Below are 17341 nucleotides of genomic sequence, written 5' to 3' on the forward strand. Positions count from 1 at the left end.
AGTAGCGATTTGTTGATTTAACCATACACACAAAGATAAAAAATGGTGCCCATGGCACTTACGTTTTCGTTTCATTCCGCCTGCTTCTATAGCTAATTGATTAAGTGTAGCGGGAGACATATAGCGATATAACTCTTCGGCAAATAAAGACAACTCTTGTTTTTGATGCATATTCATAAAAAGTACGTCACCCTTTCTTATTAACATAAGAGAATAGTAACGTGCTTTTAACTTCAAGAATAGTCTAAATCCTTAAGTTGATGGATGTGTGGTGAGACCCCTATTATTAAACTTAAAATGTTTCAAATCGAAGGAAGACGCCTTAGAGGGTGTCTTTTCTTTATTTTCAAAAGGACCTGCTCAATTAATGCGTAAATACATAAAGTAAATTGAACCCGTTAAAATACATGAGTGACCCCTTGTTTTATCCTCTTATCTAAAGGAGGAACTATTATGGGCTTTGGTGGTAGTTGTGGCGGCGGCGGCTTCGCTGGAGGATTTGCTTTATTAGTTGTATTATTTATTTTATTAATCATAGTTGGAGCTAGCTGCTTCTGCTAAAAAACTATCGGAAAAGACACTCTCATATGAGTGTCTTTTCTTTATACGTTAAAAAATCCCACCTATTTCCGTAGGCGGGCCTTATCTTTATTACACAATACCAAAGTATACTCTCTTTTCCCCTTAAATTTTATGTAATTATACATATTCATGAAAATACAAATAGTAAAATATAAATTGTAGGCATGCTCTATAAAGTAGATTCTTTTGAAAGACGTAACATATCAATCATTATAGGAAATGCGTCGAGACTCCTACTTAATTAAATGCCTTTTTTGATTTATAGAAAGTAAAATCATCATAATTTGTTTCCAATCCGCATCCTTTTCATTAATCTATTTTAAGAAGATGCCATTTACAAATTCAAAAAAATCCCCTCAAAGCATCAGCTTTAAGGGGATCCCTCCTATCATTTTCTCGCTTCATACAGCCTGTTTGCTTTATATGAGAAAACGAAAAACATACCAATCGCAACTGGGATAAACAACCATGAAATGCCCCTCATTAATGCAAATGGCGTTTCAAATAAGAATGATTCTACAAATGCTGCGCCGTGCATATCCCATAATCCTGGTGTATAGTATAGGCCTTTCGGATTTACAATCGCTCCTAAATCAATTGTATTATTAAACATAAATAGGATTAATAGCGGTAAATAACATATTGCTAATTCTAAAAATGTTTTAGATAGACGCTTGTACTTCCCTGCTCGTGACATTTGATCTGAAAAAATGTCATCTTCACTTTCCTCATCTACCTTTTGAAAATATTGCGTACCTGACCACCAATTACCGGCTATATGTTTCCAGCCACTGTCTTCAAATAACGTACAGTAGTTAATAAAATCACTTCGTCTATTAAATATTCTATGATCTATTTTAATTGTCGCATCCTCAGGTTCTGCGATTCTAAATTTATAACCAAATGTATTACTTTTTAGGTGATAGCCTTTCCAAGCCATCTCTTCTAACCATTTTTCCTCTTTCTCGAAATCAATGAAAAACTTCAATCTCCACATCATGTAATCCCCCTAAACTATTGGCTTAATAAATTTTTCGTAACCCCCACAATGTGCTGCATTCTCATAAAGTCTAAATGTAATACTTCTTTCCCTCGTTCAGTAATGACATACACTTTTCTTCGTTTGTCTTCACTTTTTACCGATTCTATTAATTGTTGTTTCAATAAATTTTCAACCGCACCATACAGTGTACCCGCTGCGATTTTCACTTGATGATTACTAAGTTCTTCCACCTTTTGCATAATTAAATACCCATGTGCTGGCTCTAATAAAGCTAAAAGAACGTAATACGTTGTTTCCGTTAATGGTAAATTTTTATCTCTATTCATAAAGACCTCCAATGTAACGATAAATATATAGCTAAACTATATAGTTCAACTGTATAGTTTTATTTTATACAGTCTAACTGTATATGTCAAATTAAGGTATAAAAAAACAACCTAGATCCCATACATGGATCTAGGTTGTTTTTAATATATAAACGTAATCGTCACCAAAGAATATCCTTCTTTTGCATTATACGGCTCCGCTTTATAAGAAACACGGTTCGCTCCTTTTGGATAACCGATTTCTCCAATTGCTTTTTTCACATCTTGCAGTGAACCGTCCATTGATTGCTTATAAAGAACTTCAATCTTTTCTGTTTTTACACTATAGCGCTGCTGCATTTTATTTTTCAATTCGTTATAGTTATTCGCAACGTACTCGTTTGCTAAATAATTTAGTTTTGTATCTTTTAATATTTGCCCGTATGCAGGTGCTTTAGAACCGCCTGCTGCAATTTTATTTGTAAGTGTATCATAATAATTTGTAGTAGCCTGTGGATATTCACCACGGTTCCACTCATGATTTGTTGCAATTTGTTCATCCGATAAGTTGAAATAAGAATACGTTACTCGCCCTTGTTTATCAGGTATTGGATCATCAAATGTTGTATCAAGATGGTACCATTTATTATCGATTTTCACTAAATTCCAAGCATGAGGTTGTCCGTCTCCAGTTCCTACTACAAAATGATTCTCAATTCCAGCTTCTTTTAATAATTGGTAGGTTAATAGTGCGTAACCTTGGCAAACTGCTGAACGATTCGCCAACGCCTCATATGCTGTATACGCTTTATAAGACGTATCATAAGAAACATGTTTCACTACGTAATCATGAATTGCCTTCACTTTTTCGTGATCATCCATTCCCACTTGAATAATAGATGAAACGATTGCTTTCGCTTGTTTCATTACATACTCTGTCTGTTCTTTCGTTTCACGATATGTAATTTTCAGCGTGAATGTATAATTTCCAGGTGATCCAGAAAGTCCATATGAAACATTCGATCTATTATAATTTGTATACTCATTTTTACTTGCGACTTCTTTATATGCGTTAAAAAGTGTATTCATCACTTCTTCTGTATTACTATTTTTCGTTTTATATGGAAGTGTAATATTCGTTTCGTATGTATTAATACGCTTTTGTACTTCATCTTTAAATGCTGTTAATAACGCCGCATCTCCTGTACTTTTCACATCAGGGTTTTTATATTCCAAAGCTTTATATAAAAACTGTGCATATTGTTCACGTGTTACAGTAGAATATGGCCCAAACTTCCCTTCACCTGTCCCAGCTGCAATCCCATTTGACTGCACCGCACTAATCGCGTTTTCTGCCCAAAAACCATTTGGAACATCGTTAAATGTATGTTTTTTCGTTGCAGAGACTTGAAAAGCATTTGTAAGAATTTGTGCCATTTCCGCACGACTAACAGAATCTTTCGGTCTAAAACCGCCATTTCCATCACCTTTAAAAATCCCTAATTTCGTTAACGTTAAAACCTCTTCAGGAAACAGTGTAGAACCTGAGCGAATATCACGATACGGATTGTTTAAAGTAGATCCATCTTTTAATACATAACGAGTTCCATCATTACTAAACGAACCGCCTTGCTTATTCGGTACTAACACTCGATAAACTAAAGCCGCAACTTGCTCCCTCGTCGCAACATCACCAAAACCAAACTTCCCATTTCCATAGCCTGAAATAATATTTTTACTCGCTAAGTCTTTAATCGCAGGATAAGACCAGTGCGATGTCGGCACATCAGAAAAAATGCCTGCTTCAGCCGCTTTAATCTCACCAACATTTGTATATAATAAAGCGCTACCAATAAGCGTTAATGATGTAATTGATTTTAATAGTTTTGTGTACATAATACCCTCTCCCCATACGTCTTCTATTGTTGTTATTTTTTGTCGGAAAATCTAAAAGACTATGACAAAACACATTATACAATTAAAACTTTTTGGAGGATATACTAAATTTTAAAATATGCAAAAACTCATATTGTTATAGGAATTCATATTGATATTATGCTATTTTACTTACGAATATATAAATAAAAAGAAAAACACTAATGTAACATTGTTAATATACATATCGCTTTTTGAGCTTTTATTTCGCTAAAATGTAACCGATAAAAACAATGCTATCCTCATTAAAATCGCAATAGAATCCTGAGAACATACCTTTTAACACGATTCATTATATGATTGCCAATTTCATGTCCTTTATTTAAAACAGTTTTTACTAATTATAATTATTGGAATCCACTTCATACCTCCATGCAATATTCTTTGGAACTTTTGGACACATTAAATATGCATAGCATTGTAGTTTGTATATATTTCACTTTTGTATTTTTGAACCAAGTATTAGGAGGGTATTTATGATGAAAAGCTGTACAGCATTCCTTATTGTTGATGTACAGGTAGGTTCATTTGAAGAGAGAAAAGTCCTGTATAATGGAATGGAATTATTAAGAGTTATTCAATTATTGATTTCTAAAGCCCGTTCTGCTTCAGCCCCTATTTTTTATATGAAGTTTAACGGGAAGTCTGGTTCCTCGCTTAGACAAGGGACACCTGGATGGGAAATTCATAAATCAATTGCTCCAGCAACAGAAGATGTCGTTCTTGAAAAGAATCATCCGGATTCTTTTCATAAAACGAGTCTTCAACAAGAGCTGGAAATGAGAAATATAAACCGAGTTGTTATAGCAGGAATTCAATCTGAAATTTGCATAGATGCAACATGCCGGCGTGCATACAGCTTAGGATATGACGTTACTCTTGTAAAGAATGGACATAGTACATATAATTCTACAGTATTATCAGCGTCTCAAATTATTAAGCATCATAACGAGATAATAGGTCAATGGTTTGCTTGCGTAAAAAATTCCGAAAGTATAGAGTTTTAATTCCATTTCCATATTTGATAGTCTATATATTTTTTACTATAGTCTCTTTCACTTTCAAAGAATTGTTTTCCAATGAACTGGTTCCTAAACTAAACTGCCCTGTTTCTACAATAAGAAGAGAGCTGTCCATAAGTCGGTTTCACCAACTTATGGACAGCTCCTCATAGTTTCACCTTATTCTATCGATGAATCCAAACTGCACCTGCAGACTTGTCGTCAGCTTGACCTACTACTTCAAACTTCAATCCTAGTTTCGGCAACTTACGTCCTGCATCTGGAATGGCACTGTTGATGTACTGCTTAGAATCATCAAATTTTGCAACTCCTGGTAATCCTTTATAGTCAAAGATACCGCGAGTTGGCGAATCTACTCTCCATGCTGGCGCTTGATCAAATGAGAATGCCGCATCGGCAATTTGATAACGCGTACTGCTCTTCACAGTCGGTTGTCCGTTTAATGTACCTACGATTGCCTCTGGATGAGAATCTACTACTCCTAAGAATCCTTCACCTGGATGAACGCCTACCCAGTTATCTGTAAAGCTTTGATCCGCATACCATACAACCATTCCTGTATTAAACACTGGGCCACGCGCATGTTGTAACGCCGTGTCAGAACCAGCGTAATTTCTCCACTCTACATAGTAGTTATTTTTTTTCTGTTCCAATCCGTTAGATACAGTAAATCCTTTTAATGTCATTGCTGGCTGGCCTTCTGCATCATCCGAGAAAACAACTTTGCCATCTACAGTTAATGTTGCATTATCTAACGCAAATCCTTTATAAGCTACTGCAATATCTGTTAAATACTCAAATTGCAGTTTTACTTTTTTCCCTTTGAATTGGCTTAAATCATATGATTTATCAACCCACTTACCATCAGTTGTATCCGCGCCGCCTTTTACATCTTTTTCGCCCATTCTATCAATACGTACCTTCGTTCCATCTTCTGTAATTGCATTTACATCAAGGAAATCATACTTCGCTTCAAGTTCGTAGAATGCCTTATAATCGAACTTAGCATCTTTTGCATTTGTTAAGTCAAATACTGGTGTTTCAAGTGTTGTATGAATGTCATTTCCTTTTGTGCTGTAATAAAACTTCTTACCAAATGCCGACTCGATATTTTTAATATCTTTGTCTGGCAAGTTAACACGAACGATTCCTGGTCGTTTTGATTTTGTAACACTTTGATCTAAATATGTTGCAACACCGACTCCTGTGCGAAGTTTATCATAATCTACCTCAACGATATTCGCCCAGTTGCCCTTCATATTCTTTTGGAAAAACTCTTTATTTTGTGGTGAGAAACTTGTTGGCTCTGTTCCTGCAATTTTTCCAGCCCAGCTGCCGCCGCTCATAATAGACCATGACTCAACAGGTTCACCTTGTCCTGAGTACTTCGTATCGTACTCATCTGGTAATCCTAAATCATGACCATACTCATGCGCAAACACACCAACCGCTCCATCTTCTGGCTCGATTGTATAATCGTATGCAGCCATCTTTCCGCCCCAATTTGAAACAGAAGATTTTGTGCCATCAATCGCATATGGTTTTGACCCAAGTTTTGAACGATGAGACCAAATCGCATCATCTTTCAATTTACCGCCGCCAGCTTCTTGACCTACGCCAGCATGTACAACCATTAAATGATCAATAATGCCATCTGGCTCGTTTTTATTTCCATCACCATTTTGATCGTATTGATCAAATTGGTCATAATCAGCTAAGTTGATTCCTTTTGCTACCGCTGCTTTTAATGCTTCTTTCACAAGATCACGTGGCCCTAAAGGACCTTTGTTATCATGTCCAGTGCCCGCATCCGAACCGTAATCTGAAGCTTTCCCTGGAACAGTAAGCCATTCCGTTACAGTTCCATCAACTGTGTAGCTGCCACCAGATTGTTCTTCATAATATTGTTTAAATGTATTAATTTTCGATCCATCAAATAACGTAAATGGTTCATCACCAAATAACATTTTTTGATAATGTTCACGATTGAAGTCCTTAGAATACATGTATCCTGGCTCTTGATCAATATTGTTATGCTTAAAATCGCTAAATTCTACGAGTAAAACAAGTACTTTATCTTTTCGAACAGCTCCGTTGTACTCTTCTTGCTTCGCTGGTGCAGTAGGTACTTTTCCATTTAATTTACTAGAATTCAATCCTGCATCTTGTCCAGCTACTGGTCCTACTGCAGGCTGCTGCGCCTGTTCATTTTCCTTCATTTTTGCATCTTTTACTTTTTTCATAAAATCAGAAGCTTCTTGCGTAAGACTATCTCCTGTCAAGATTTCTTTACCAGGGTTTTCCCCTTTCTTTTTCTCAACATATTTTTCGACAGCCTTTGACGTCTCAGCTTGTGATGCAGATTGATCAATTACGCCCCGTTGTTTTAGCGCTTCTGCCAAACGCTCCTCCGGTATTAAATGCTCATCTATTGGTAGAGATGATGGCGCATCAGCATACGCTGCATGACTTCCAAAAGCAAAACTACTACTTAGTACTGCGGCTGTTGCTAAAACTGATAAAGGTTTTAACTTCTTATTCTTTTTCAATGTATTTCCTCCCCAGTGTCTGCGAATTATCGTTTTTTTTGCCGATAGCAATATAATATTCTTTATAATAAGAATATTCAATATTTTTCAATAGATAAAATGTTGAGAAATATTTTTCCGTGCAGGGTGGGGATGCGTAGGATAGCAAAATTAAAAGGAAGACAGTTGGGAATTTATAGTTATTCCAATCAAGATTTTACAATATACTTAATGCTAATTACATCTGACTATAATTAAGAAGATTTATAGGAAATCATAAAAAAATGGATTGTAAGATCCTACCCTTACAATCCATTTATAACTCGAACTAAAGAGGACACAAATATTCTGTAGCACAATATACCCACTTCGCTATACTATCTAATACGTTTTATGTAAAAGCGAATAATTTACCAACGGAAGGACACAATCCTTATGAAGAAAATACGAAAAAAACACTTCTTGATTACTACTATTCACCCCATATTTAACATAGGTACCACTTGTAGCATTCAGAATCGATGTTAATACTTTAATACGTGTTGCATCAGAACAGGCGGATCTATTCCCAAAAATATTACTAGCATGTACCGTTATTGGAACTGCACTCACTTTCCTTTACCTAATGACTCTTAATAAGAATCAAGTAAAAGAACAAAAAAATGCCAAATCTCTATTAGCTATGTATATAGTCGTTGTAATTATGACCTTATATTCTACTGATATTACTACATTCATTAAAGGTTTTATTTAAATAAAACTCATTAAATAATATATGCCCTAGTGAATCCAATTAGATTCCTTTTTATTGTATTCTAATCACTTTTAAATTATCTGAAAATTGTTAAAAAACATTTTTCTTTCAAAACGAAGCTCTACTACCACATTTTTCTTGCTAGTATATACATACTCATATATAAATAAAATACAGTTGAAAGCGGGGAGAATCATGGTAAATCAGCTTAAAATTGGCGATAAAATTACACAACTGCTAAATACCTGGTATCAAGAGATACGTGCTCAGCATCTAAAGGAAGCACAGCACTTAAAAGACGAGATTGATAAATACATAAATAGTATTAATGAAGATTCAAATTTACTATTCCATTACTCACTTCTTACTTTTCGCTTTAAAGTTCTGCTTGATCATTTAAGCATCACACCAACAAGCTTCCAGGCAATTGATTCACTGGATATACCAAAAAATGAATCGTTGTCTTATTATTATCACTTTTTCAAAGGAATTCACGCCACACTAATTTCAAACAACAATGAAGCCTGGGAATACTACGAAAAAGCCGAAACGCTATTACAACATATTCATGACGATCTTGAAATAGCCGAATTTAGCTATCGTTTTGCTAACTTCTATCTTCATACCTATCAACCTCTATTAGCAATTCAACATGTGACTAAAGCTAAAGAGATTTTCTCTAAACATAATGGTTATGAAAATAATGTTGCCGCTTGTGAGAACTTATACGGTTTAGCATGTATTGATATAAGACAATTCCCTGTGGCAGAAGAAAAATTTAATTCTGCAATAGATATTTTACGTAAAAATAATGAGGATTCCCTAATATTAAGAGTCCGCAATAATTTAGGTTTTTTATATAGTAGCCAAAACTTATCCACTTTAGCAATTCGACACTTATCAGAAGTAACAACTAAAACTCCAGAGCATTTTAGGGCCATCTTCCTTAAAGCTAGAGAACATTTAAAGATTGGTGAACTTGAACAGTCTGCCGAGTTAATCGAACGAGGATTAGCAATTTGTGAGAAGCTAGACAACAAAGAATACCTATATCATTTCAAACTTTTAGATTGTATGAATAAAGGTGTTCCAGCTGTTATTCTCGAAGAATTATCTTTGGAAGCTATCTCATTTTTCGACACACAACAACTCTATAATTACACACAAGAATACACTGAAAAACTAGCAGTTAAGTTTTACGAAGAAAGTAACGACTTAACTGCTAGTAAATACTTTTATCTTAGTCATCAAGCTAAAGAAAAAACTTTCGAAAAAGGAGCGTTAAAATAATGAAGAAAATTTTCGGAACGATTTTAGGTTTAACCCTTTCAGCTGCTTTATCTATAGGATTAGCATCACCTTCACAATCAGAATCTAAGGAACAAGTTGATTCGACTAAATCTAGTACAATTATGTACATGCAATCCAGCCACGGTGACTCCTGGTAATACAAAGAGTTTTTTATCCGTTAACATCATTAATTACGAAAAGGGCACTCCCTCAATGGAGTGCCCTTTCTTAAACAACATATAGCAGACTACTTATTAACTTCAGCCCATTTAACCTTGAACTCTGCACCGAAATCATTTGCAACTAAAGTAATTGATTTGCTTCTAAACCACATTAATATATCATTCAACTATATTAAAAGATCCCCTCCACCTTAAGGTAGAGGGGATCTTCTAATTTCTATTTCAAACTACCCGCAATCTCCGTAAAGATAACCCCAAGCGCATGCGCACCTGCATCTGGATATCCTAAACTTCTTTCACCAACTGTACCGGCGCGGCCCATGCGAGCGACGATTTCTTTCGTATATTCTGCTCCTTTAACCGCTGCTTCTGCTCCTTTTTCAAAGGCCGTTTTCACGTCTACTTCGTTTGAAGCGCTATCGATCCAAGAGTCTACACATGGCGCAAGTGCGTCAACAAGCGTTTTATCACCAACTACCGCTCCTCTACCGAATGATCTTTCACCGATAGACTGTATGCCGTGAAGTGCCGCTTGTAACATTTCAGCGAACTCTTTGGCTGTTAGCTCACATTTTTCGCCTGCCGCTTTACTAGCTGCGCGGAATGCTCCGCCCCAAATTGGACCTGAAGCGCCGCCGCAATGTTCCATAATAATCATTGAACAACTGTCAAGGAACAATCCAATCGTTACATTCTCTTGTCCTAAAATAGATTGCCATTCACGTTTTAATTGCTTAAACCCTTTCGCCACACTCATTCCGAAGTCGCCGTCACCTGCATGTGTATCTAACTCACAGAACGGTACTTCATTTTTAATAATGACGTCGCTCATTTTATCAACGAGATAAATCATGTTGTTTAATGTAATGACATTATCTTTTATAACAGCATGCTCTTCCGCTGTTTCTATTTCAAATGAAACTTCTTTCTCTTCTACATCTTCAAGCACATTAACATACTCTACACTCTCAACTGGTCCATCTACTTTAAATGCAGGTGTATTGCACTCTTTCGATAATAATGTTTTTAGCTCATCATCTAACTTCATTACTGTTAAAGACATACCAGCCATATCGATACTCGTCATATAGTTACCGACGAATACTCTATTAATTTTAATGTTTCTAGCAGCTAATTCTCTCGTAACTGCGTTATTAAATAAGTATAATTCTTGCAGTGGTGTTCCGCCAAAACCATTTACTAGAAGCGCGATTTCCTCGCCAGCTTTTACTCCTAAATCTTTTATTAAATCATTTGTCATACGGTTAGCTAATTCATCTGCTGACATCGTTTTTTCACGTTTAATTCCTGGTTCACCGTGAATACCAACGCCGTATTCCATTTCATCTTCAGCAAGTGTAAAAGTAGGTGATCCACTCGCTGGAACTGTACAAGAAGTTAGTGCTAAACCGATCGTACGCACGTTAGCCGCTGCTTTTTCCGAGGCGGCTTTCACCGCTCCTAAATCCATACCTGCTTCCGCTGCTGCGCCGGCAATTTTATGAACTAAAATAACTCCCGCAACGCCGCGGCGTCCTACTGTATAAAGACTATCTTCTACCGCAATATCATCGTCCACTTTTACGTAGTCGACTTCAATTCCATCTTCAGTCGCTAAATGCGAACCATTTTTGAAATTCATAATATCGCCGCTGTAATTTTTAATAATTAATAACGTTCCTTTTTTACTAGCTGTCTCTTTAATTGCTTGATATACCTGAATTTGTGAAGGAGAAGCAAACACATCTCCGCACACTGCTGCATCTAACATCCCTTTTCCGACTAGCCCTGCATGCGCTGGCTCATGACCACTACCGCCGCCGCTAATTAACGTCACTTTATTTTCATTCATTTCTTTCTTCTTAATGACTTTATATTTTTTCAAAAACTCAAGTTCTGGATGAGCCATAACCATTCCGTTGCACATCTCCATTACTAATGTTTCAGGTTTATTTATAATCTTTTTCATTGTGATTCTCCCTCAATTCCTTTAATATATTGTGATATATTTGAAATCTTCTTCTTACTACTCATGTTAAAATGAAAGCGTTTTATAGTAAACGGACAAAATGGGCAATTTGTCTAAAGACACTTCTTTCATTTGTAGATAGGATTTTCATATTACTACATTCTAGGGATGATTAAGATGACCTCTTCTATAATTTCTAAAAAGATAATCGCTAACTCATTGAAACATTTAATGGAAACGGAATCGTTTCATAAAATATCAGTAAGCGATATTATGTTACACTGTCAAATGCGCAGGCAAACCTTTTATTATCATTTTAAAGATAAATTCGAACTATTAAGCTGGATTTATAGAGAAGAAACGAAGGAAAACATTATAGACTTTCTCGATTATGAAACATGGGAAAATATTTTCGATTTATTATTTGATTACTTTTATGAAAATCAAAAGTTTTACCGAAATGCATTTAAAGTAACAGAGCAAAACTCATTTAATCACTATTTATTTGAGCATACGAAAAACTTATATATGAAGATTATTGATGAACTATCCATGAGCTGTAGATTCAGCCTTTCGAATGAGACAAAAAATACAATTGCCTCCTTTTATAGTCACGGCTTCGTTGGAACGATAAAAGATTGGATTGAAAGCAAGTGCGAAGTAGATCCATCCATTATGTCTTCACTCATGAAGAATATGATAAATAATCAATTATTACTTTTACTCGAACAATCAGCAAACAAATCATAAGGTGGCAAGAACAATGAAAAAGATTATGAATGATGTAGAAAATATTGTTCAAGATATGCTACATGGCTTTTATTTTGAACATAACGACAAAGTAAATTACGACGAAACAAATAACATCATTTATGTAAAAGGTATCGCAAAAATGAAGCAAAACGTTGTCATTATTAGTGGTGGTGGTAGCGGACATGAACCTGCTGATATTGGCTATGTAGGAAAAGGAATGCTTACAGCGGCAGTAAACGGAAATATTTTCACTCCGCCTACAGTGGAACAAATCGCCATGGCCACTCGCCTCATGCCAAAAGAAAAAAGTATTTTATTCATCATTAAAAACTTTAAAGATGACGTAGCAAACTTTCTAGCTGCAGAACAAATCGCAAAAGAAGAAGGTAGACAGGTTGACCACATCATCGTAAATGACGACGTTTCAATTGAAGATGATGCTTCCTTTAATAAAAGAAGACGCGGCGTAGCTGGCACTGTTTTCGTGCAAAAAATATTAGGTGCGGCCGCTCTTGAAGGTCATTCTTTAGAAAAACTAACAACACTTGGTCGCTCGGTAATCGAAAACTTACATACATTAGGAGTTGCCCTTTCACCTGCGAATGATCCAGTCCAAGGAAAAGCTTCCTTCACATTAAACGACGATGAAGTCTTTTACGGCGTCGGTATCCACGGTGAACAAGGTTACCGTAAAGAAGCGCTATCCTCTTCTGAAATATTAGCGATCGAACTGATGAACAAACTAAAAAGCATTTACCGCTGGAGAAAAGGTGACAACTTCGCCATCCTCATTAATGGACTCGGTGCGACACCAGTAATGGAACAATACATTTTCGCAAACGACATTCGCCGTTTATGCGAGCTGGAAGGCTTACAAGTTAAATTCGTAAAGGTTGGTACGCTGTTAACTTCTTTAGATATGAAGGGTGTTTCATTGAGTTTGCTTAAGGTAGAGGATTTGGATTGGGTAAAGTGGTTGAAGGCTGATGTTGGAGTGGGTAGTTGGTAAGATTAAATAAAATTGATCAGAGAATATAGGGGTTTATACTATCCAATATAAATATCCATCCCCCTTCTTCTCTTCCATTGGCTGAATCTATAGTAATTATAAATCAGTTAGTAAAATGAATCCTGAAATTTCCAAATAGAAATTATGCGATGCATTAAGTAAATAATTTATATAAGTAATATCTTTTTTTAAAGATATTACTTTTGCTACAAAATATAGATTTGATTATTAAAGACACCATACATGGTGTCTTTTTGCTTATGTAACTATGATTTATCCTTATTTTGCTAAATATATATTTAGCAAAGACTTCATTATTTTAAACTATTTTCAAAAAGTAGTTTTATCTCTTTTATTTGTTCTATGTGACGCTGTTCATGCAAATATATCAGTTCTATCCATTGATCAAGAAGTAATTCTCCCAGAGCAGGATGCTTCACTGATTTTTTCGCTAACATAGATTCATCTTCTATTGTACTAAGAAAAGTCATCAATTTTTTTCTCGAATCGTTTAACAAATCAATCATTTGTTGAACTTCAAATGGTTCCAAGCTTGGTTCAAGAATTTCTGGAGCTGTAAATTTTTTCGTTCTATCTAACAATATAGAGTGAATTTCTTGACGCTCTTTTTGGGTATTATCAATCTCTTTTAATCCAAATGAAATAACTTTTATAGCTGCCTCATCTAATAAAACTAAGTGGTGACAAACTTGTACTACACTCCATTTATTCATATCTGGCTTACTATTGAATTGAGCATCACTCAATAAATTAATCTCCTTTAATAGGTTATTTCTCGTTTCATAAAACTTGTCATTTACAAATTTATTCATGAGATTTCTCCCTCCACCTGAAAGTACATACTTAGATTCCTATTCTGTATATATTCTCTATGACAAAAAAGTTTCCCTTCACCATTCTACGTTAAGGAGTAGTACCAACTACCCTGTCATCACCCCCATTTATCAGTTCAACAAGTTGTATCTAGGAATGAAAGTAAGACTATGACCTATTTTTGCACCAGAACCGCTTATCTTGAATAACTGTAAAAAAATCAAATTTTCGTTATGGAGAACAATGAATTTCTTCATTTTATGGTGCAATACCCTATAAAAAAAGACACTCTCATGAGTGCCTCTCCTTAGCAGCCGAATCCGTTGCAGCTAGCTCCAACTATTATTAATAAAATAAAGAGCACAACAAGTAACGCGAATCCACCACCAAAGCCACAGCCTCCACCGCAACTACCGCCATATCCCATATCAATCCCTCCTTTTTTAGGAGAAAACGCGAGGTAACACATGCATTCCACTGGGTTCACTTTACCTTATGTTTTTAGGGATTAATTGAGCAGGTCCCTTTGTAAATAAAGAAAAGACACCCTAAGGTGCCTTCCTCCGACTTGAACCATTTTCATTTAATACAAATCTATCCGTATTACCCCTTGTTATACCTGTAAACACACCCTATAAAACAGAATCGTCTATATACACCAGATTGTTAGTTCACAAAATATAAGAGATTTGAGATCAGTATTGGAGTGACGCCACATCTTATATACTGATTGATATGTTACGCCTTTCAAAAGAATCTGCTTTATAGAACGTGTCCACAATTTGTATTTTACTACATGTAATATTTATTTAGTGTATTTTTTACAAATATGTATAATTACATAAAGTTTACGATATGGTGACCCTATAATATAAAAAGAGCACCACTTTTTGGATGCTCTTCGTTATAACTATATACTATTTAATTTCCTTTTTTGTTGGTGAATTTTTCCCTTGTTGAAAATCTGTACCTTCTGATCTTTCAACAGTTTTTGCATGTTCCATTTTTTCAGGGGCTCCAATTTCGAATCCAGTTTGTGATTCAGTGTCCTCAGGCATTTCAAAAGTTTGACTATTGTTAGATTTTACATCTTCGTTAGGAATTGCTGGCACTGCGTCTTCAGGTAAGTTATGGATTGGCGAAGAAGTTGTTGTTCCATCTACACTTGTTGTAACTGACATCGGTTGATTTTGACCAACTTCTGTACCTTTTCCCATCTTTTTTGCGGATTCTTTTTCACTTTTATTTGTTTGTCTCCATTCTATTTTTTCATTTGACTTTAGTTTGTCCGTTTTCACATCTTCTGTGCCTACTGCACCACCCGCTAATAATCCTGTACTTAAAAGTGTTCCTGCTAATAATGTTTTAAACATGTCTATCATCTCCTTGTGTTTGATGAACTTCATCTTAAAACACGTATCTGGAGTTACTGTGAATGTTATCTGTAATCTACGTAAAGTTTCGGACAAACAGAAACTTTACCGAGCACCTGTGCCAAAATGCCCTTATAAATCCAAAAAGTACCCACATTTTAAAAAATGTGGGTACTTTTTGGATTTATTCTTTTTCTTTTAGGGTTCTCGCCGCATAGCCATTAAGCTAATAGAACGGATTGACCCCAAGAAGAAGATTGACGGTACATTTTGTTATGATGATCCTGTGATTGAAGATTTGATATAACTAAATATAATACTTGCACATTGTGTAGGTATTTTTTCATAAAGAAAAGACACTCATATATGAGTGTCTTTTCCGATAGTTTTTTTAGCAGAAGCAAGAGGCTCCAACTATGATTAATAAAATAAATAGTACAACTAATAAAGCAAATCCTCCAGCAAAACCGCAGCCTCCGCCGCAACTACCACCAAAGCCCATGTTAATCTCTCCTTTGAGTAGGAGGGGAAATGCAAGGTCACACATGTATTTTAACGGATTCATTTTACTTTATGTTTTTAAGCATTAATTGAGCAGATCCTTTAAGAAAAAAAGACCGCCTACTATGGGCGATCGATTTTTACTAAGTATTTTTTAATGCTTGTTTTAACGTTTCACCTGTTTGTTCAAGCCATTCTAGGGGAGTTAGTTTTAAAGCAGGAAAATAAATGTCAGTATAATATTCAATGAATTCTTCTTTTTTTTCCGTGGATGGATCACTGTTTAAAAATGCAGTTATGTACTTTATAGTATTTTCTATACAAACTTTGTGGGCTTCTTCTATAAATTCGTGTAAGGCTTTTTCTGGTGTTCCCATATCTTGATGGAATGTTCCATCTAAAAAGTCACTTAATTCTTCATAAATATAATCTTTATCATTCATAAATAGCCTCCTAAATTTCTATCTTACGGGATATCCTGTTCGAATATAACGTCCTTGCTCTTCTTTTGTAAGACAATTTTAGCAATAGTCATCTCTAAAATATCTTCAGAACCTCTTGCGATGACTATTGCTAATAATTATCTAGAAAAAACGATCTTAAAACGTAAGATAACGGGAGGTGTGTGAAACAATAGATAAAGCCGACTTCATATAGAAGTCAGCCACTTAAATTATTACAATTCTTTATTTTTCCCTTTTTTAAATTCTTTTCGTTTATCTAGCCAAATATGAATTAAGTCTACTAATTCAACCGTTTCTATCTCGCAAAATTCTCCCTTACCATCTTCGGCCAAATTGTCTAGGACGATAGTTGTATCTTTCCGAATTTCTAAACCGCAAATGTTGCCATTTACTTCCACGCAATCTTTTTCCCCGTTTAAAACACTATTTCTTCTAAAATCCAATCTCCAAACGCAGAAACTTCAACGCCTAAACAAGTTTCAATAAGTTTAATTTCTCTGGGAAGTCTCATAACTAATTTTCCGTTGGTAAGTACTTCAAAACTATATGGATATTTCATTACTATTGTACTCCTTTATACTAAAAATAAAATTTATTCCGATGGGAAAGCAGAGATGATTTCCCCATTTTTATCTAGATACACGCTAATCTCTATACCATCTGAGCCTATTCCTGAGTATGTGTTACCAAATTCATAAGTTCTATTATTATATGCTTCATTTATATTAGCTACAATTTTTTGTGGGCTTCAATCTTTATGGAAGGGATTTAGATAGGGCATCTAGAAAGCTAAAGTTATTCCCCAAAAAGGGCAGTATTTTCGCCCTGCTCGGCTCC

The 17341-nt window shown here is 35.2% G+C and carries 17 protein-coding genes and 2 pseudogenes; 6 read left to right on the top strand and 13 right to left on the bottom strand.

The window, feature by feature from the left end; genetic code table 11:
• A pseudogene (locus MR071_RS15650) lies at window positions 1-177 on the bottom strand (IS4 family transposase); the annotation flags it as partial.
• A gap of 276 nt (window positions 178-453) precedes the next feature.
• Here MR071_RS15650 and MR071_RS15655 point away from each other — a divergent pair.
• Window positions 454-561 carry a YjcZ family sporulation protein gene (locus MR071_RS15655; RefSeq protein ID WP_078178596.1) on the top strand — a complete coding sequence of 36 codons (108 nt, stop codon included), beginning with the start codon at window positions 454-456 and terminating at the stop codon, window positions 559-561.
• 409 nt (window positions 562-970) lie between these two features.
• On the opposite strand, the gene MR071_RS15660 is transcribed toward MR071_RS15655, so the two are convergent.
• The 3 genes from MR071_RS15660 to MR071_RS15670 form a co-directional block, all read right to left on the bottom strand.
• On the bottom strand, window positions 971-1579 hold the full coding sequence (locus tag MR071_RS15660) for a DUF2812 domain-containing protein (RefSeq protein WP_242236755.1): 609 nt from the start codon (window positions 1577-1579) through the stop codon (window positions 971-973).
• A 17-nt stretch (window positions 1580-1596) separates the two neighbouring features.
• Window positions 1597-1911, bottom strand: a complete 315-nt coding sequence (locus MR071_RS15665) for a PadR family transcriptional regulator (RefSeq protein ID WP_242236759.1) — start codon at window positions 1909-1911, stop codon at window positions 1597-1599.
• A 141-nt stretch (window positions 1912-2052) separates the two neighbouring features.
• Window positions 2053-3786, bottom strand: coding sequence for an S-layer homology domain-containing protein (locus tag MR071_RS15670; RefSeq protein ID WP_242236761.1), 1734 nt, complete (start codon window positions 3784-3786; stop codon window positions 2053-2055).
• Window positions 3787-4301: 515 nt separating this feature from the next.
• Between MR071_RS15670 and MR071_RS15675 the strand changes: the two genes are divergently transcribed.
• Window positions 4302-4832, top strand: coding sequence for a cysteine hydrolase family protein (locus MR071_RS15675; protein ID WP_105586513.1), 531 nt, complete (start codon window positions 4302-4304; stop codon window positions 4830-4832).
• Between the two features lie 179 nt (window positions 4833-5011).
• On the opposite strand, the gene MR071_RS15680 is transcribed toward MR071_RS15675, so the two are convergent.
• On the bottom strand, window positions 5012-7396 hold the full coding sequence (locus tag MR071_RS15680) for an immune inhibitor A domain-containing protein (RefSeq protein ID WP_242236764.1): 2385 nt from the start codon (window positions 7394-7396) through the stop codon (window positions 5012-5014).
• Between the two features lie 928 nt (window positions 7397-8324).
• On the opposite strand from MR071_RS15680, the gene MR071_RS15685 reads away from it, so the two are divergent.
• A complete protein-coding gene (locus tag MR071_RS15685; protein WP_242236767.1) occupies window positions 8325-9419 on the top strand; it encodes a response regulator aspartate phosphatase in 1095 nt (364 codons plus the stop codon).
• Window positions 9419-9577 carry a general stress protein gene (locus MR071_RS15690; RefSeq protein WP_105586510.1) on the top strand — a complete coding sequence of 53 codons (159 nt, stop codon included), beginning with the start codon at window positions 9419-9421 and terminating at the stop codon, window positions 9575-9577. Before MR071_RS15685 ends, MR071_RS15690 begins: the two co-directional genes overlap by 1 nt.
• A gap of 241 nt (window positions 9578-9818) precedes the next feature.
• Here MR071_RS15690 and dhaK read toward each other — a convergent pair whose 3' ends face one another.
• The gene (gene dhaK, locus MR071_RS15695; RefSeq protein ID WP_242236771.1) at window positions 9819-11570 is read right to left on the bottom strand and encodes a dihydroxyacetone kinase subunit DhaK; all 1752 of its coding nucleotides are present in this window, start codon (window positions 11568-11570) and stop codon (window positions 9819-9821) included.
• A 177-nt stretch (window positions 11571-11747) separates the two neighbouring features.
• Between dhaK and dhaS the strand changes: the two genes are divergently transcribed.
• Together dhaS and dhaQ are read left to right on the top strand one after the other, a co-directional pair.
• Complete coding sequence (gene dhaS, locus MR071_RS15700) at window positions 11748-12320, top strand: dihydroxyacetone kinase transcriptional activator DhaS (RefSeq protein WP_105586508.1); 573 nt, start codon at window positions 11748-11750, stop codon at window positions 12318-12320.
• Window positions 12321-12333: 13 nt separating this feature from the next.
• Window positions 12334-13332 carry a DhaKLM operon coactivator DhaQ gene (gene dhaQ / locus MR071_RS15705; protein WP_242236777.1) on the top strand — a complete coding sequence of 333 codons (999 nt, stop codon included), beginning with the start codon at window positions 12334-12336 and terminating at the stop codon, window positions 13330-13332.
• Between the two features lie 314 nt (window positions 13333-13646).
• Here the strand turns inward: dhaQ and MR071_RS15710 are convergent, their stop codons facing one another.
• From MR071_RS15710 to MR071_RS15740, 7 genes and pseudogenes are all read right to left on the bottom strand, one after another.
• The gene (locus MR071_RS15710; RefSeq protein WP_242236779.1) at window positions 13647-14165 is read right to left on the bottom strand and encodes a DinB family protein; all 519 of its coding nucleotides are present in this window, start codon (window positions 14163-14165) and stop codon (window positions 13647-13649) included.
• Between the two features lie 308 nt (window positions 14166-14473).
• Window positions 14474-14593 (bottom strand): YjcZ family sporulation protein, encoded by a 120-nt coding sequence (locus tag MR071_RS15715; RefSeq protein ID WP_105586505.1) that lies wholly within the window; start codon window positions 14591-14593, stop codon window positions 14474-14476.
• 490 nt (window positions 14594-15083) lie between these two features.
• The gene (locus tag MR071_RS15720; protein ID WP_105586504.1) at window positions 15084-15539 is read right to left on the bottom strand and encodes a hypothetical protein; all 456 of its coding nucleotides are present in this window, start codon (window positions 15537-15539) and stop codon (window positions 15084-15086) included.
• 391 nt (window positions 15540-15930) lie between these two features.
• Window positions 15931-16041, bottom strand: a complete 111-nt coding sequence (locus MR071_RS15725) for a YjcZ family sporulation protein (RefSeq protein ID WP_000505681.1) — start codon at window positions 16039-16041, stop codon at window positions 15931-15933.
• A gap of 142 nt (window positions 16042-16183) precedes the next feature.
• Window positions 16184-16483 (bottom strand): contact-dependent growth inhibition system immunity protein, encoded by a 300-nt coding sequence (locus MR071_RS15730; protein ID WP_070141114.1) that lies wholly within the window; start codon window positions 16481-16483, stop codon window positions 16184-16186.
• A 233-nt stretch (window positions 16484-16716) separates the two neighbouring features.
• Window positions 16717-17063: pseudogene (locus tag MR071_RS15735) on the bottom strand (hypothetical protein).
• A 33-nt stretch (window positions 17064-17096) separates the two neighbouring features.
• Window positions 17097-17240 carry an EndoU domain-containing protein gene (locus MR071_RS15740; protein ID WP_309243137.1) on the bottom strand — a complete coding sequence of 48 codons (144 nt, stop codon included), beginning with the start codon at window positions 17238-17240 and terminating at the stop codon, window positions 17097-17099.
• Between the last annotated feature and the right edge of the window lie 101 nt (window positions 17241-17341).

Origin of the sequence: Bacillus cereus group sp. BfR-BA-01316, assembly GCF_022664195.1 — a bacterium.
Taxonomy (GTDB): domain Bacteria; phylum Bacillota; class Bacilli; order Bacillales; family Bacillaceae_G; genus Bacillus_A.

Excerpts from the sequence above, each read along its gene's own strand:
- MR071_RS15655 (WP_078178596.1), top strand. The coding sequence starts at position 454 with ATGGGCTTTGGTGGTAGTTGTGGCGGCGGCGGCTTCGCTGGAGGATTT.
- MR071_RS15660 (WP_242236755.1), bottom strand. The coding sequence starts at position 1,579 with ATGTGGAGATTGAAGTTTTTCATTGATTTCGAGAAAGAGGAAAAATGG.
- MR071_RS15665 (WP_242236759.1), bottom strand. The coding sequence starts at position 1,911 with ATGAATAGAGATAAAAATTTACCATTAACGGAAACAACGTATTACGTT.
- MR071_RS15670 (WP_242236761.1), bottom strand. The coding sequence starts at position 3,786 with ATGTACACAAAACTATTAAAATCAATTACATCATTAACGCTTATTGGT.
- MR071_RS15675 (WP_105586513.1), top strand. The coding sequence starts at position 4,302 with ATGATGAAAAGCTGTACAGCATTCCTTATTGTTGATGTACAGGTAGGT.
- MR071_RS15685 (WP_242236767.1), top strand. The coding sequence starts at position 8,325 with ATGGTAAATCAGCTTAAAATTGGCGATAAAATTACACAACTGCTAAAT.
- MR071_RS15690 (WP_105586510.1), top strand. The coding sequence starts at position 9,419 with ATGAAGAAAATTTTCGGAACGATTTTAGGTTTAACCCTTTCAGCTGCT.
- dhaK (WP_242236771.1), bottom strand. The coding sequence starts at position 11,570 with ATGAAAAAGATTATAAATAAACCTGAAACATTAGTAATGGAGATGTGC.
- dhaS (WP_105586508.1), top strand. The coding sequence starts at position 11,748 with ATGACCTCTTCTATAATTTCTAAAAAGATAATCGCTAACTCATTGAAA.
- dhaQ (WP_242236777.1), top strand. The coding sequence starts at position 12,334 with ATGAAAAAGATTATGAATGATGTAGAAAATATTGTTCAAGATATGCTA.
- MR071_RS15710 (WP_242236779.1), bottom strand. The coding sequence starts at position 14,165 with ATGAATAAATTTGTAAATGACAAGTTTTATGAAACGAGAAATAACCTA.
- MR071_RS15715 (WP_105586505.1), bottom strand. The coding sequence starts at position 14,593 with ATGGGATATGGCGGTAGTTGCGGTGGAGGCTGTGGCTTTGGTGGTGGA.
- MR071_RS15720 (WP_105586504.1), bottom strand. The coding sequence starts at position 15,539 with ATGTTTAAAACATTATTAGCAGGAACACTTTTAAGTACAGGATTATTA.
- MR071_RS15725 (WP_000505681.1), bottom strand. The coding sequence starts at position 16,041 with ATGGGCTTTGGTGGTAGTTGCGGCGGAGGCTGCGGTTTTGCTGGAGGA.
- MR071_RS15730 (WP_070141114.1), bottom strand. The coding sequence starts at position 16,483 with ATGAATGATAAAGATTATATTTATGAAGAATTAAGTGACTTTTTAGAT.